Source organism: Micromonospora sp. CNZ296 (genome assembly GCF_007827635.1).
The window spans coordinates 1-14,249 of sequence record NZ_VISW01000023.1 but is presented as its reverse complement, the minus strand read 5'-3'; the positions used below and the strand labels follow the sequence as shown (position 1 = coordinate 14,249).

Annotated in this window: 16 protein-coding genes; 10 read left to right on the top strand and 6 right to left on the bottom strand. The window is 73.2% G+C overall.

Annotated features, from left to right (window positions below; translation table 11 throughout):
- Window positions 1–95 precede the first annotated feature (95 nt).
- The 5 genes from FB455_RS28870 (at window position 96) to FB455_RS28850 (ending at window position 4,797) form a co-directional block, all read left to right on the top strand.
- Entirely contained in the window at window positions 96–512 is a 417-nt protein-coding gene (locus tag FB455_RS28870) for a DUF6069 family protein (RefSeq protein WP_145755394.1), read from the top strand.
- A 170-nt stretch (window positions 513–682) separates the two neighbouring features.
- A complete protein-coding gene (locus FB455_RS28865; RefSeq protein WP_047893363.1) occupies window positions 683–1,120 on the top strand; it encodes a YciI family protein in 438 nt (145 codons plus the stop codon).
- A gap of 8 nt (window positions 1,121–1,128) precedes the next feature.
- On the top strand, window positions 1,129–2,274 hold the full coding sequence (locus tag FB455_RS28860; RefSeq protein WP_114921274.1) for an RNA polymerase sigma factor: 1,146 nt from the start codon (window positions 1,129–1,131) through the stop codon (window positions 2,272–2,274).
- 42 nt (window positions 2,275–2,316) lie between these two features.
- A complete protein-coding gene (locus FB455_RS28855) occupies window positions 2,317–3,564 on the top strand; it encodes an MFS transporter (RefSeq protein ID WP_145755393.1) in 1,248 nt (415 codons plus the stop codon).
- A 48-nt stretch (window positions 3,565–3,612) separates the two neighbouring features.
- Complete coding sequence (locus FB455_RS28850; protein ID WP_186466456.1) at window positions 3,613–4,797, top strand: lycopene cyclase family protein; 1,185 nt, start codon at window positions 3,613–3,615, stop codon at window positions 4,795–4,797.
- Here the strand turns inward: FB455_RS28850 and FB455_RS28845 are convergent.
- Together FB455_RS28845 and FB455_RS28840 are read right to left on the bottom strand one after the other, a co-directional pair.
- Window positions 4,794–5,912 carry a serine hydrolase domain-containing protein gene (locus FB455_RS28845; RefSeq protein ID WP_186466455.1) on the bottom strand — a complete coding sequence of 373 codons (1,119 nt, stop codon included), beginning with the start codon at window positions 5,910–5,912 and terminating at the stop codon, window positions 4,794–4,796. The two genes, FB455_RS28850 and FB455_RS28845, sit on opposite strands and share 4 nt — an antisense overlap.
- 77 nt (window positions 5,913–5,989) lie before the next feature.
- Window positions 5,990–6,778 (bottom strand): tyrosine-protein phosphatase, encoded by a 789-nt coding sequence (locus FB455_RS28840; protein ID WP_145755391.1) that lies wholly within the window; start codon window positions 6,776–6,778, stop codon window positions 5,990–5,992.
- Between the two features lie 70 nt (window positions 6,779–6,848).
- Here FB455_RS28840 and rnhA point away from each other — a divergent pair, with 70 nt between their 5' ends.
- Entirely contained in the window at window positions 6,849–7,412 is a 564-nt protein-coding gene (rnhA, locus tag FB455_RS28835) for a ribonuclease HI (protein ID WP_013286434.1), read from the top strand.
- Here the strand turns inward: rnhA and FB455_RS28830 are convergent.
- The 4 genes from FB455_RS28830 to FB455_RS28815 all read right to left on the bottom strand — a co-directional run bounded on the left by FB455_RS28830 (window position 7,331) and on the right by FB455_RS28815 (window position 9,506).
- Window positions 7,331–7,591 carry a hypothetical protein gene (locus FB455_RS28830; RefSeq protein WP_145755390.1) on the bottom strand — a complete coding sequence of 87 codons (261 nt, stop codon included), beginning with the start codon at window positions 7,589–7,591 and terminating at the stop codon, window positions 7,331–7,333. The two genes, rnhA and FB455_RS28830, sit on opposite strands and share 82 nt — an antisense overlap.
- A 36-nt stretch (window positions 7,592–7,627) precedes the next feature.
- Window positions 7,628–7,882 (bottom strand): hypothetical protein, encoded by a 255-nt coding sequence (locus FB455_RS28825; RefSeq protein WP_013286432.1) that lies wholly within the window; start codon window positions 7,880–7,882, stop codon window positions 7,628–7,630.
- Window positions 7,883–8,076: 194 nt separating this feature from the next.
- Window positions 8,077–9,078, bottom strand: a complete 1,002-nt coding sequence (locus FB455_RS28820; protein ID WP_486481610.1) for a pentapeptide repeat-containing protein — start codon at window positions 9,076–9,078, stop codon at window positions 8,077–8,079.
- Between the two features lie 26 nt (window positions 9,079–9,104).
- Window positions 9,105–9,506, bottom strand: coding sequence for an SSI family serine proteinase inhibitor (locus FB455_RS28815; protein ID WP_013286430.1), 402 nt, complete (start codon window positions 9,504–9,506; stop codon window positions 9,105–9,107).
- A gap of 408 nt (window positions 9,507–9,914) precedes the next feature.
- On the opposite strand from FB455_RS28815, the gene FB455_RS28810 reads away from it, so the two are divergent.
- The 4 genes from FB455_RS28810 to FB455_RS28795 form a co-directional block, all read left to right on the top strand.
- Complete coding sequence (locus FB455_RS28810) at window positions 9,915–10,922, top strand: ABC transporter permease (RefSeq protein ID WP_013286429.1); 1,008 nt, start codon at window positions 9,915–9,917, stop codon at window positions 10,920–10,922.
- Between the two features lie 56 nt (window positions 10,923–10,978).
- Window positions 10,979–12,724, top strand: coding sequence for an ABC transporter substrate-binding protein (locus FB455_RS28805; protein ID WP_013286428.1), 1,746 nt, complete (start codon window positions 10,979–10,981; stop codon window positions 12,722–12,724).
- Between the two features lie 63 nt (window positions 12,725–12,787).
- On the top strand, window positions 12,788–13,777 hold the full coding sequence (locus FB455_RS28800) for an ABC transporter permease (RefSeq protein ID WP_030275424.1): 990 nt from the start codon (window positions 12,788–12,790) through the stop codon (window positions 13,775–13,777).
- Between the two features lie 15 nt (window positions 13,778–13,792).
- Window positions 13,793–14,249 (top strand): ATP-binding cassette domain-containing protein (locus FB455_RS28795; RefSeq protein WP_145755389.1); only part of this gene is annotated, 457 nt, incomplete at its 3' end.

Sequence of the window (14,249 nt, the reverse complement as noted above, 5' to 3'; positions counted from 1 at the left end):
GCGACGGAGCCGGGAACCGCTCCGCGGCCCGATCCGCGCGGCGGCCCGCCGGACCTAGCGTTTCCGGCAGTCGTCCCGATGTGGAGGAGTCACCGATGGAGACCACGATCCCGACAGTCACCGCCCGCCCGAACCGCCGCCGGGACCGCCTGCTCACGGTGTCCGCGGCGACCGCCGCCGCGCTGCTGGGCTGGGTGGTAGCGGTACCGGTCGCGGGGGTGGAGCTGATCGCGCGCAGCGGCTCTACGGACCAGCGGGTGACGCCGGTGGCCGTGGTGGTGAGCACGCTGCTCGCCGGGCTGGCCGGCTGGGCGCTGCTGGCCCTGCTGGAACGGCTCACCGCCCGTGCCCGCACCGTCTGGACGGTGGTCGCGGGCCTCGTGCTGCTGGTGTCCCTGCTCGGGCCGCTGGGCGGGGGAGTGGGGGGTGCGGCGACGCTGACGCTGGTGGCGTTGCACCTGGTCGCGGGCGCGGTGCTGATCACCGGCCTGCGCCGGACCGCCGCCCGCTGACGGCCGGGCGATCCGCTGACGGGTCCGGACCGCCGCGACGGGGGCAGGCGGCCCGGACCATCAGAACTAGCCTCCTAGGATGGCTTACGCGATGTGACGCCCCAAGATTCCTCCGCCACCGATGTCGAGAACGCAGCGCCGGCTTCGTCTCCGGAGTGAACGCGGCCAGAATGGGTCGCACCCTCCACGAGGAGACACTCATGAAGTACCTGCTCCTGAAGCACTACCGCGGCGGCCCGACCCCGGTGTCCGACATGCCGATGATCGACAAGTGGACGCCGGAGGAGATCTCCGCGCACGTGCACTACATGCAGGAGTTCGCGGCGAAGCTGCAGGAGAGCGGCGAGTACGTCGACGGCCAGGCGCTCGCCCCGGAGGGCACGTTCGTCCGCTACGACGGCGAGGGACGCCCGCCTGTCACCGACGGCCCGTTCGCCGAGACGAAGGACCTCATCGCCGGCTGGATGGTGATCGACGTGGACAGCTACGAGCGCGCGCTCGAACTGGCCGCCGAGCTGTCGGCCGCGCCGGGGCAGGGCGGCAAGCCGATCCACGAGTGGCTGGAGCTGCGCCCGTTCCTGACCGCGCCGCCGACCATCACCGAGTGATCCGTCCGATGGACGAGGTCGCGCTCCGCAGCCTCATCCCGGGCGTGCTCGGTGTCCTCGTCCGCCGCGGAGCCGACTTCGCGGCGGCCGAAGACGCCGTGCAGGACGCGCTCATCGAGGCGCTGCGCGTCTGGCCGGCCGACCAGCCCCGCGATCCGCGGGGCTGGCTGGTGACCGTGGCCTGGCGGCGGTTCCTGGACGTGGTGCGCGCCGACGCCGCCCGGCGCCGGCGCGAGGACCTCGTGGACGAGGAACCGCCGCCCGGCCCGGTGCCGGCGGTCGACGACACGCTGCGGCTCTACTTCCTCTGCGCGCATCCGTCGCTGAGCCCGTCGTCGGCCGTCGCGTTGACGCTGCGCGCCGTCGGCGGGCTCACCACCCGGCAGATCGCGCAGGCGTACCTGGTGCCGGAGGCCACCATGGCGCAGCGGATCAGCCGGGCCAAGCGCACCGTGTCCGGGGTGCGGTTCGATCAGCCCGGTGACGTCGCCACCGTGCTGCGCGTGCTGTACCTGGTGTTCAACGAGGGCTACTCCGGCGACGTGGACCTGGCCGCCGAGGCGATCCGGCTCACCCGGCAGCTCGCCGCCGCGATCGACCACCCCGAGGTGGCCGGGCTGCTCGCGCTCATGCTGCTGCACCACGCCCGCCGGGCCGGGCGGACCGCGCCGGACGGCAGCCTGGTGCCGCTGGCTGAGCAGGACCGCGGCCGGTGGGACACCACGCTGATCGCCGAGGGCGTGAGCATCCTCCAGACCGCCCTGTCCCGCGACCGGCTGGGCGAGTTCCAGGCCCAGGCCGCCGTCGCGGCGCTGCACGCCGACGCGCGTACGGCGGCCGAGACCGACTGGGTGCAGATCGTCGAGTGGTACGACGAACTCGTGCGCCTGACCGGCAGCCCGATCGCCCGGCTCAACCGGGCGGTGGCGGTCGGCGAGGCGGACGGCCCGCGCGCCGGGCTGGCGGCGCTCGCGGCGCTCGACGACTCGCTGCCCCGGTACACGGCGGTGGCCGCGTACCTGCACGAACGCGACGGCGACCAGGACCGGGCGGCCCGGCTGTACGCGGAGGCGGCCCGCCGCGCGTCCAGCCTGGCCGAACGCGACCACCTGAACCGGCAGGCGGCCCGCCTCAACACCCGCCGCCCCGGATAAACCGGTCGGCGGCGCGCGTCGCCGCTGGTAGGTTGCCTCGCCGTGACGGGGGAACGGCTCGGCGGGCGCTTCGCCCGACTGTGGACGGCGAGCACGCTGTCCGCGCTGGGTAGCGGGACGGCGACGGTGGCCGCGCCGCTGTACGTGGCGTCGATCACCGACGATCCGCTGGTGGTGTCGGCCGGGGCGGCGGTGTCGTGGCTGCCGTGGCTGCTGTTCGCGCTGCCCGGTGGCGTGCTGGCGGACCGGGTGGACCGGCGGCGGCTGATGGTGCTCATCGACTGGGTACGCGTCGGCGCGCTCGCGGTACTCGCCGCGGCGATGCTGGCCGACCGGGCCGGGATCGCGCTGCTCTACGCGGTGCTGTTCGTGGTGAACACCGGCGAGGTGGTGTTCCGGACCGCCGCGCAGGCGGTGCTGCCGGCGGTGGTGCCGCGCTCCCTGCTGGAACGCGCAAACGGCTGGCTGGGCGGCGGCACCCAGGTGATGCAGAACATGATCGCCGGCCCGCTCGGCGGGTTCCTGTTCGTGCTGGCGGCGTCGCTGCCGTTCGCCCTCAACGCCGGCACGTACGCGCTGAGCGCCGTGCTGGTCGGACTGCTCGCCGGGACGTACCGCGGCGGGGCGGCGCCGGACGAGCGGCGCTCGGTACGGGCGGAGGTCGCCGAGGGATTCCGCTGGCTGTGGCGGCAACGGCTGCTGCGCACCATGACCGTGCTGATCGGCCTGCTGAACGTCACGCTCACCGCGGCCGTGGCGGTGCTCGTGCTGCTCGCCACCGAGCGGCTCGGTCTCGGCTCGGTCGGCTACGGCGCGTTGTTCACCTGCATGGCGGTCGGCGGGGTGCTCGGCTCGCTGGTGGGGGACCGGCTGATCGCCGCCATCACACCCACCTGGACGGTGCGGACCGGGCTGCTGGTCGAGGCGGGACTGCACCTGGCGCTCGCCGCGTCCCGCAGCGCGGCCGTGGTCGGGTTCGCGCTGTTCGCGTTCGGGGCGCACAGCGCGCTGTGGAACATCGTGGCGAACTCGCTGCGGCAGCGCCTCACCCCGCCCGCGTTGATGGGCCGGGTCGGCAGCACCACGTTGTTCGTCGCGGCGGGCGGCAACTGCGTCGGCGCGCTGCTCGGCGGCGTGGTGGCGGCCCGGTTCGGCATCACCGCGCCGTACTGGGTGGGTTTCGTGGTGGCGGTCGCGGTGATCGCCGCGACGTGGCGGGTCTTCGACCGGGCGACGGTGGCCGCCGCCTACGCCGAGCCGGCCCCGCAGAAGCCCGCGCCGGTGGCCTGAGCGCGGGTCGGCCGGTGGCCGCCTCCGCCGATGTGGCAGCGTGGCCGGATGCACGCATCCTTCCCGGTCGACGTCGACCTCGCGCTGGTCGGCGGCGGCGGCGCCGCGTCCCTGGTCCTGGCCGCGCTGGACCGCCACGACGTGACCGGGCTGCGGGTCGCGGTGGTCGACCCGGTGCACAAGCGCGGCCAGGACCGCACCTGGGCGTTCTGGGGCCTGCCCGGCGACGACCTCGACCCGATGCTGAGCGCGAGCTGGTCGCAGGTCGACGTGGTCACGCCGGCCGGCCGCCGTGTCCTGTCGCTCGACCCCCTGCGGTACGCCATGCTCCGCTCCGCCCCGGTCTACGACCGGGCTGCCGAGGCCGAGCGGCGGCTGGACGCGGTCCGGATCAGCGCCCCGGCGGGGAAGCTGCATGACGACGGTGAGCGGGTCACGGTCCGCGACCCGGACGGCCGGGATCTCGTGCGGGCCGGGTGGGTGCTCGACTCCCGGCCCCGGCGGCCGAAGCGGCCGGGACGGACCAGCTGGTTGCAGCACTTCCGCGGCTGGTGGCTGGCCGCCGACCGGCCGACGTTCGATCCGCAGCGGGCGGTGCTGATGGACTTCCGCACGCCCCAGCCGCAGCGCGGCGTCTCCTTCGGGTACGTGCTGCCGGTCGACGACCGGTTCGCGCTCGTCGAGTACACCGAGTTCGGGCCGGCCCTGCTCGACGACGCGGGCTACGACGCGGCGCTGCGCGGGTACGCGGACCTGCTCGGCCTGGACCTGACCGCGCTGCAGGTGCGGGAGGTCGAGGACGGCGTGATCCCGATGACCGACGGGCCGTTCGAGTCCCGCCCGAGCCCGCGCGTGGTGCGGCTGGGCACCGCCGGCGGGGCGACGCGCCCGTCCACCGGGTTCACGTTCTCGGCGATGCTGCGCCAGGCCGACCAGGTGGCCGGGGCGCTCGCCGCCGGCCGTCCGCCGGTGCCCGCGTCCGCGTACCCGGGCCGGCATCTGTGGATGGACGCGGTGGCGTTGCGCGCGCTGGACCGGGGGCACGTCGGCGGGGTGGAGTTCTTCGAGCGGCTGTTCGACCGCAACCCGCCGGAGCGGGTGCTGCGGTTCCTCGACGGCGTGACCAGCCCCGCCGAGGATCTGGCGGTGATGCGGTCCAGCCCGCTGCTGCCGATGACCGGCGCGGTGCTCGGCGACGCGGCCGGCCGGCTGCGCGCCCGCCTGCGCCGCTAGCCTCGGTGGCCGGTCGCCGCGGCGACGCGGTCGCGCACCAGCGTCCGCAGTTGCTCCATCGGGTCGCCGTCGCCCGCGCCGAGCCGGTTGCGCACCGCCGCCACCGTCAACCCCAGTTCCGGGTACGCGAACGCGAGGCTGCCGCCGCTACCGGCGGTGCCGAACGATCCGTCGTCGTCGACCGCGTACCCGAGCCCGAACGTGCTCTCCTGCCCGAACACCCACTCCTGGGCGCGTACCGCCGGGGCGGACACCTCCCGCATCCGCTCGGCGGAGATCAGCCGTACCCCGTCGACCGGACCGAGCAGCGCCGCGTACATCCGGGCCACCGCGCGGGCGCTCATCGTGCCGACCGACGGCACGTCGGCGCGCAGCACGTCGGGGCGGGAGCCGATGACGGTGTCCGGGCGTACCGCGGGCGGGGCGACCGCGTCGAAGTGCGGCAGGTTGACCCCGGCCCAGGTCATCAGCGCGGACAGGCCGGCGTCCTCCAGCCGGGCCAGGCGGGGCAGGTCCGCCTCCGGTACGCCGAGGAACAGTTCCCGGTCCACGCCGAGCGGCCCGGCCACCTCCTCGGCGAGCACCTGCGACACCGGGGCGCCGGTGACCCGCCTGATCACCTCGCCGAGCAGCCAGCCCCACGTCCAGGCGTGGTACGCGAGCCGCTCGCCCGGTGCCCACAGCGGCCGCGCGTCGGCGAGCAGCTCGCACATGCGCGTCCAGTCGGTGAAGTCCTCCGGCGTGACGTCGGCCGGCAGCGCGGGCAGACCGGCGGTGTGGGTGAGCACGTGCCGCAGCGTGATGCCGTCCTTGCCGTGCCGGGCGAACTCCGGCCACACCCGCGCCAGCGGCAGGTCGTAGTCGAGCCGTCCCCGCTCGGCCAGCACGTGCACCACTGTGGCGGTGAGGCCCTTGCCGGTGGAGACCGCGTGCACGGGCGTGTCGGCCGTCATCGGCCGGCCGGTGGTGGTGTCGGCGAGCCCGGCCTGTTCGGTGACGATCGCGACCCCGTCCAGGTAGGCGGCCACCTGCACACCGGCCTCCCGCCCGGAGGAGACCAGCTCGTCGATCGTCGCCCGTACCTCGGCCCGCAGGCCGTCCCACCGCGTGTCCACGATCCCGCAGCGTGCCAGACCGTGGCATCGGCGTCGTCCGCTTTTCGTGGGGGACGGCGACGGCGGCCGGCGGTGCTCTACCGGGCGGCCGGCGTCGGCGTACTGCCGGTGGTGCCCTGGGTGGGCAGCGGGATGGAGTCGCCGGTCAGCAGCCGGGCGCGTAGCGCGGCGATCGTCTCCTGGCCGACGCCGAGCCGGCCGGTCACGTACCCGTGCACCGAACCGTGGGCGGCCCGCAGCTCGGCGAGCACCAGCCGGATGATCTCGGCCGGCGCCCGCCCGTACGCCGGCCAGCCCGGCGTGGCGCCGCCGTTGCGGTCCCGCCACTCGGCGACCAGCCGGTCGGTGGCCTGCTCGGTGAGCGCGAAGTCCGCTGCGATCTGGTCGTCGTCCACGCCGAGCAGGGACAGCACCAGCGCGGCGAGCAGCCCGGTGCGGTCCTTCCCGGACGCGCAGTGGAACACAAGCGGGTGCTCGCCGTCCGCGATCACCTCGATCGCCTGGCGCAGCTCGGCCACGCCGTCCTCGGCCACCTCGGCGTACCGGTCGGCCAGGTAGCGCCACGGGTCCACGTCGGGGTCGATGTCGGCCTGCACGTACGGCCGGTGCTCGATGCTCAGGTTGAGCCAGGTCACGCCGAGGCTCTCCGGGGCCCGGCCGCGGTCGGCGATCTCCCACGGGTACCGCAGGTCGATCACGGTGCGGACGCCGAGCGCCGCGAACCGTTCCAGATCCTCACCGGCGAGCTTGGCCAGCGAGTCGGAGCGGTAGAGGCGGCCCCGGGCGACGGTGCGGCCGTCGCCGGTCCGCCAGCCGCCGAGGTCACGGAAGTTGCAGAGCGTGGCGAAGTCCGGGGGAGTGGTCACACCGGCACGCTAGCCGGGAGCGGCGGGTCGGGTGGTCCCGCGTGCTCGCGTACCCGGTAGGTTGCCGGGCATGGCGGAGGCGGAGACCGGCCGGGTCGTGGAGATCTGGACCGACGGCGCGTGCAGCGGCAATCCCGGGCCCGGCGGGTGGGGTGCGGTGCTGCGCTGGGGCGGGCACGAGCGGGAGCTGTGCGGCGGCGAGGCCACCCCGACCACCAACAACCGGATGGAGCTGACCGCCGCGATCCGGGCGCTGGAGAGCCTCACCCGACCGGTGACGGTACGGCTGCACACCGACAGCACGTACGTGCGCAACGGCATCACCGGCTGGCTGAACGCGTGGAAGCGCAACGGCTGGCTGACCGCGGCGAAGCAGCCGGTGAAGAACGCCGACCTGTGGCAGGCGCTGGAGGCGGCGTGCGCCAGGCACGACGTGACGTGGCTGTGGGTGAAGGGCCACAACGGGCACCCGGAGAACGAGCGCGCCGACGCGCTGGCGAACCGGGGCATGACCGAGGCGCGGAGCGGCGCGGCGGCCGCCCCGCGTACGGCTCAGCGCAGCGGCCGGCCCTCCTCGATCTCCTCCGGCTCCTCGGACGGGTCGCCGGTGCCGGAGACCGCATCGACGTCGTAACCGGCGCGGCTGACCTCCCGTGCCGAGCGCCGGTCCTCGGCGGGCAGGTCGGCGAAGTCGTCACCGGTGTCGTCGGTGGTGTGCAGGGATTTGCCCGGCGGGCGCAGGGACGCCTCGTACGCGGTCGCGCCGTCGGGTTCGTCGCCGGCCGCGCGGCCGAAGGACTCTTCACTGGTCATGTCGCACTCCTGCCCGCAGCGGGTGACGGCAAACGTTCAGCGGGCGGCGTCCCGTCCGCGGGCCGCGTCCGGGTGGGTCGGCATCGAGGAGCCGCCCGAGCTGCTGCCGGAGGCGCCGCCCGCCATGCCGGATCCGTCGTCCTCGGTCACCTCGTCCGGTTTCGGCGCACCGGGAGCGGGGGCCGGCACGTCGGTGTCCGCGGCCGTCTGCACCAGCGGCACCTGCCCGGCCTCGTCCTCGGCGTGCGCCGGGTCGACCGGCTCCTCACCGTCGCGTGCCCGATACCCCACCGGTGGCCCTCCTGTCGGTCAACAGTCGTCCGCGCCGCCTACCCCACCCCACCCCCACCAAACGCGGCCCCGGCCCGTCTCGCGGTGATCAAGGAGTTCGTGTCCCGATCCGGCCCCGAAGCGGACACAAACTCCTTGATCACCGCTGTGCGAGCGCGAGCGCGGGCGCGAGTGCGGGTGCGGGCGGGGTGGCGTCAGCGGGGTCGGGGGCGGCGCTGGCGCGGCTGAGGGCGCGTCGGGGTCAGCGTCAGGGACCAGTGGGATGGGCGGCGTAGTCCGGGCGGCAGCACCGTGCGGTGGTCGCCGCGTGCGGCGTCGAGCTGCGACTGGTGCGTGAACAGGCACTCGCCCAGGTCCGCGCCGCGCAGGTCGGCCCCGCGCAGGTCCGCGCCGGTCAGGTCGGCGGCGCCGAGGCGTACGCCCCGCAGGTCGGCCCCGATCAGGCAGGCGCCGCGCAGGTTCGCCCCGGCCAGCGGGGTACGGCGCAGGTCCACCCCGATCAGCATCGCGCCCCGGCGGTCCGGCCCGGCCTTCCCGGCGCGGGCCTGTTCGGCGGCGCGGGACAGCAGGCGGTTGGCGCGGTCCCGGTGCGCGTCGACGTCGAGGGCGAGCAGGTCGTCGGGGGTGCCGTCGGTGAGCCGGCCGGTCTCGTCGAGCGCGGCGGTCAGCTCGTCGCGCAGCGGTCCGGCCGGGGTGAGGCGTACCGCCTCGGTCAGGTACCACAGCAGCTCGTGCAGCGGCCGAAGTACGGCGAAGCTGTCGAACATCCGCTGGGCGGTGGCCGGGTCGGCCCGCCAGTCGCGGCCGGCAAACGTGTGCTGGGTGAGGTGCTGACCGGCGCCGAAGCAGTCGAACACGGTGCAGCCGGGGAAGCCGCGTTGCCGCAGCTCGGTGTGGATGCCGCAGCGGAAGTCGGCGCCCAGGTTCGGGCAGGGCCGCCCGGCGGGCTTGTCGATGGCGAAGTCGGCCGACGCGGTGAACGCGGGAGCGACGCAGCACACCCCGGCGCAGCGCGAGCAGTCCGCCCGCAACTCCCGCCCGCCGCCCCCGCCCGCCACCGGCCCGTCCACCCGCACAGTCTCCCCTCCGAACACCCCGCCCCCATTCTCCGCACCCACCCCACCCACCTCCCGACCCACCCCGTCGATCATGAAGTTGACGGCGACAAAACGGACCGGAACCGCCGCCAACCTCATGATCAACGCGACAAGGTGAGGCGGGGTCAGAAGGTGAAGAGGGAGGCGGTGGTGCGCTGCATCAGGCAGGCGTTGCCGAACGTCCGGGTGTAGGAGACCGGGCGGTCCTGCCAGATGCCCACGGCACGCGCGACGACCGGGTCGTACTGCGAGGTGCACGGCGCACCGTCCACGTCGAGCGCGTCCAGGTCGCCGTCGACGCGGGCGACGAGCCGGCAGGCGGTGATCGGATCGGGGTGCAGGCCACCGGTGGGCCCGCAGGTCAGCACCGTGGCGCGCAGGCCGGCGCCGTCGTCGACGGTGAGCAGCAGCACCGAGGGGGTCTCCGGGCCGGGGCGCGGTGCGGCCTGCGCGGGAGAGGCCGGCGCGGCGAGGCCGCCGAGCGCGGCGGCCAGGGCCAGAGCGGCGGTACGTCGGGCGAAGGGCATGGGTGGTCCTTCCGTCGGGGCCCCGGGTGAGGGCCGGTGGACGGCCCGGCACGTCGTGCGAACCGGACCGCCGAGAACCCTAGGTGGACGGTGTGAACGCGAAGAGTCACGAAGTGTTACGCCAGTCGACCCCGCCGCCGGTCCGGTGTTACATCGGCGCACGGGAATGCCCGAACGGCTGACAACCGCCCGAGTGCCTCGCGGGAGCGCATTCCGAATTGGCGGTACGGCCACCTGAAAGGCTGACAACCGAATCGGGCCGTTATTGCGCCGATGCATTCCGTACGCCGGATCGTTGTCAATGCACGGCAACCGGAACGGCCGTTACCGGAACGATTCTTTTGAGCACCTCATAGCGCATTACCGTCGGGTGGCAGGGCGTTTTCGTCCCCGTCGGGAGGACTGCTCATGAGCGAACTGTCGCACCCACCGGCCGCTCCCGGCCCCGATGTCGAGGCCGTTCCCGGCCCCGCCGGCCAGCCCGGCGAATTCGTCGGCCGGTCGCCCGGCCGGCTCGCCTGGCTACGGCTCAAACGCGACCGTACGGCCAAGGCCAGCGCCGTCACGCTCGCCGTCGCCGCCCTGGTGGCGCTCGGCGCGCCTCTGCTGGGACGGCTCACCGGAATCGACCCGACCGACAAGTTCGTGGACCGCCTCAACGATTTCGGAATGCCGATCGGGTACGCCGGCGGAATCAGCTCCGACCATTGGCTAGGGCTCGAACCCGGCAGCGGCCGGGACATCCTGATGCAACTGGTCTACGGCCTGCGGACGTCCCTGTTCATCGCGTTCACCTCGGCCCTGCTGGCATCCGGCATCGGTGTCGCTGTCGGGGTGCTGGCCGGGTGGGCCAGAGGCTGGCTGGACAGCGTCGTCAACTGGCTGATCGACCTCACGCTGGCGTTCCCGTTCCTCATCTTCGCGCTCGCGGTCATCCCGATCCTCCAGGACCGCTTCTACTCCGACCGGGAGGCGCCGTCGCCGGCCTTCCGGGTGGCCCTGATCGTCGCGACCTTCGGCCTGTTCAGCTGGACGTACACCGCGCGGCTGGTCCGCGGGCAGGTGATCTCGCTGCGCGAGCGGGAGTTCGTCGAGGCGGCCCGTGCGGCCGGCGCCGGCACCACGCACATCCTGCTGCGGCAGCTGCTGCCAAACATCTGGGCGCCGATCCTGGTCACCGTCTCGCTGATGGTGCCGCAGTTCATCGCCATCGAGGCGGCGCTGGCGTTCGTCAACATCGGCGTCACCGAACCCACGCCCGACCTGGGCCGCATGATCTTCAACAGCATCGGCTACGTCGCGAGCGACCCCTGGTACACCCTGTTCCCCGGGTTGACGGTCTTCCTGCTGGTCCTGGCGTTCAACCTGCTCGGCGACGCGCTGCGCGACTCGCTGGACCCCCGCTCCACCCGGTAGTCCCACGGCCATCAGTGCCCGGCCGGCGGGGGCCGCCGGGCAGGAAGGAGCACACCGTGCGCGCACGAACCCGGACACTGACAGGTGTCCTCGCCGCGGCGGCGCTGGCCGCCGCCGGCTGCAGCCCCACCACCGACGACGGCGGCGGCGACGACCAGAAGACCAAGACCCAGAGCGGATCGATCTCGTACGAGGCCGCCGACAACCAGGGCCCGGCGAAGGACGTCGACGGGGCGACCCGCGGCGGCACCCTCACCGTGATGCAGCCGGCCGACTTCGAGCACCTCGACCCGGCCCGCAACTACGTCAACGTGCAGCAGGTCGCCGGTGGGCTGCTGTACCGCGCGCTCAACGGCTACAAGGAGGACGGCAGCGGCAAGCTGCTGCTCGTCGGCGACCTGGCCACCAACCCCGGCAAGGACGTGAACGGCGACTGCAAGGTCTGGGAGTTCACCCTGCGCGACGGCGTGAAGTACGAGGACGGCACGCCCGTGTCCAGCAAGGACGTCGCCCACGGCATCGCCCGGTCGTTCGCGGCGAACCTCAACGAGGGCCCGCACTACATCCAGCAGTGGCTCTACCCGGGCGGGGCGTACAACGCCACCTACAAGGGACCGTACGACGGGGGCAAGCCGGTGCCCGACGGCGTCGCCACACCCGACGACCGGACCATCCGGTTCACCTTCCCGCAGCCGCACTGCGACCTGCCGTACGCGGCGGCGCTGCCGACCAGCGCGCCCGTGCCCGCCGCGAAGGACACCCGCGCGAACTACGACCTGCGGCCGTTCTCGTCCGGACCGTACCGGGTGAAGACCTACCAGCGCGACGTGTCGCTGGAGCTGGAACGCAACCCGAACTGGGATCCGGCGACCGACCCGATCCGCAACGCGTACCCGGACGCGATCCGGATGACGTTCGGCCTGGAGCAGGCCCAGATCGCCGAGCGCCTGGTCGCCGACGGGCCGGCCGACCAGGCGGCGCTGAGCTGGTCGGACGTGCCGCCGTCGGTGCTGCCCCGCACCACCGGATCCGGCGTCTCCGACCGCGTGGTACGCGGCCCGACGCAGTACAACTGGGTGCTGAGCATCAACACCCAGCGGGTCACCGACCTGAGCGTCCGGCGGGCGCTGAACTACGCCGTCGACAAGGACGCCCTGCTCAAGGTGCTCGGCGGGCAGGCCGCCGGCTCACCCGCCACCACGCTCATGTCGCCCACCACCGCCGGATTCGTCCCGTACGACCTGTACAACGCCCCGGTCACCGGCGACAAGGCCAAGACCGCCGAGCTGCTCGCCGGCAAGCGGCCGAAGCTGGTGCTCGCCCACTCCAACCTGGAACTGCGCACCCAGCAGGCCGAGGCGCTGCGCAAGAACCTCACCGACATGGGATTCGACATCGTGATGAAGCCGATCGACAACAGCAGCTACTACGACGAGGTCGGCCGCAAGGACAACCCGTACGACCTCTACCTCACCGGCTGGGGCTCGGACTGGCCCACCGGCTCGACTGTGATCCCGCCGGTCTACGACGGACGGGAGATCGTGGCCGAGGGCAACCAGAACCTGTCGTACCTCAATGAACCGTCGGTCAGCGCGGAGATCGACCGGGTCCGCGACCTGCCGGCCGCCGAGCAGGACGCCGGCTGGATGGCGCTCGACCGCATGATCATGGACAAGTACGCCCCGGTGGTGCCCTGCTACTACGACGCCACCTACGAGCTGCACGGCTCGAAGGTCGGCAACGCCTTCCTCAGCGACGCGTTCGGGATCATCTCGCTCAACGGCATCTACGTGAAGAAGTGACAGCCGCGCGGAGGGCGGCTGCCACGGCGGCCGCCCCCGCGCCCACCCGGGGGAGGTGCTCCCGTGCTCCGTTTCGTCGTACGGCGGCTGCTCGTCGCCGCCCTGACCCTGGTCGTCATCAGCCTGGTCACGTTCGGTCTCTTCTTCGCGGTGCCGAGCAGCCCGGCGAAGGTGATGTGCGGCAAGAACTGCACGGCCGAGGACATCGCCCAGGTCGAGCGCCGCCTCGGCATCGACCAGCCGCTGCCCCGGCAGTACGCCGACTTCGTCAGCGGCGTCTTCGCCGGCCGTACCTACGGCGAGGGCGACTTCCGGCAGGACTGCCCGGCACCCTGCCTCGGCTACTCATTCCGCAACAACCAGCCCGTCACCGAGATCGTCGCCCAGCGCGCCCCGGTGACGTTCAGCATCGTCCTCGGCGGCGCCGTGCTCTGGCTCGGCCTCGGCATCTCGCTCGGCATGGTGTCGGCACTACGCCGGGGTACGGCGTTCGACCGCGCCGCGATCGGCGTCACACTGGCCGGGGCGTCGATGCAGGTCTACTTCTTCGGGCTGATCCTGCTCTACCTGCTCGTCTACTCCACCGGGCTGCTGCCGTTCCCCAGCTACACCCCGCTGACCGAGAACCCGTTCCGCTGGGCGGCCGGGCTGATTCTGCCCTGGATGACGCTCGGCTTCCTCAACTCGGCGTTGTACGCCCGGCTGTCCCGGGCGCAGATGGTGGAGACGCTGTCGGAGGACTTCGTCCGCACCGCCCGGGCGAAGGGGCTGCCCGCCCGGAAGGTGCACACCCGGCACGCGCTGCGGGCGGCGATCACACCGATCGTCACGATCGCCGGGCTGGACATCGGCACCAGCCTCGGCGGCACCTTCATCACCGAGACGATCTTCGGCCTCCAGGGTCTCGGCAAGGCGACAGTGGAGGCGGTGCAGTTCCTCAACCTGCCGGTGGTGATGGCGACGGTGCTGCTGGCGGCGGTGTTCATCGTGGTCGCCAACATCGTCGTCGACGTGCTGTACGCGGTGATCGACCCACGGGTCCGGCTGAGCTGACGGGAGGAGACGGACATGGTGGAGCTTCCGGCGCCGCGTCGCGGCGAGGGCCCGTACCTGCGGGTCAGGGATCTGCGGGTGCGGTTCGACACCGAGGACGGTGTGGTGCGGGCCGTGGATGGTGTGTCGTTCGCCGTGGAGCGGGGTCGCACGCTCGGGATCGTGGGTGAGTCCGGTTCCGGTAAGAGCGTGACGTCGCTGGCGATCCTCGGTTTGCACAACGCTAGGCGCACGACCATCTCCGGGGAGATCTCGGTGGGTGGGCGTCAGCTCGTCGGGTTGGGTGAGGAGGAGGTGCGGCGGCTGCGGGGCCGGGACATGGCGATGGTCTTCCAGGATCCGTTGTCGGCGTTGCACCCCTACTACTCGGTGGGGAAGCAGATCGCTGAGGCGTACCGGGTGCATCATCCGAGGGCCGGTCGGCGGGAGGCGCGGACGCGGGCGGTGGACATGTTGGGCCGGGTGGGGATTC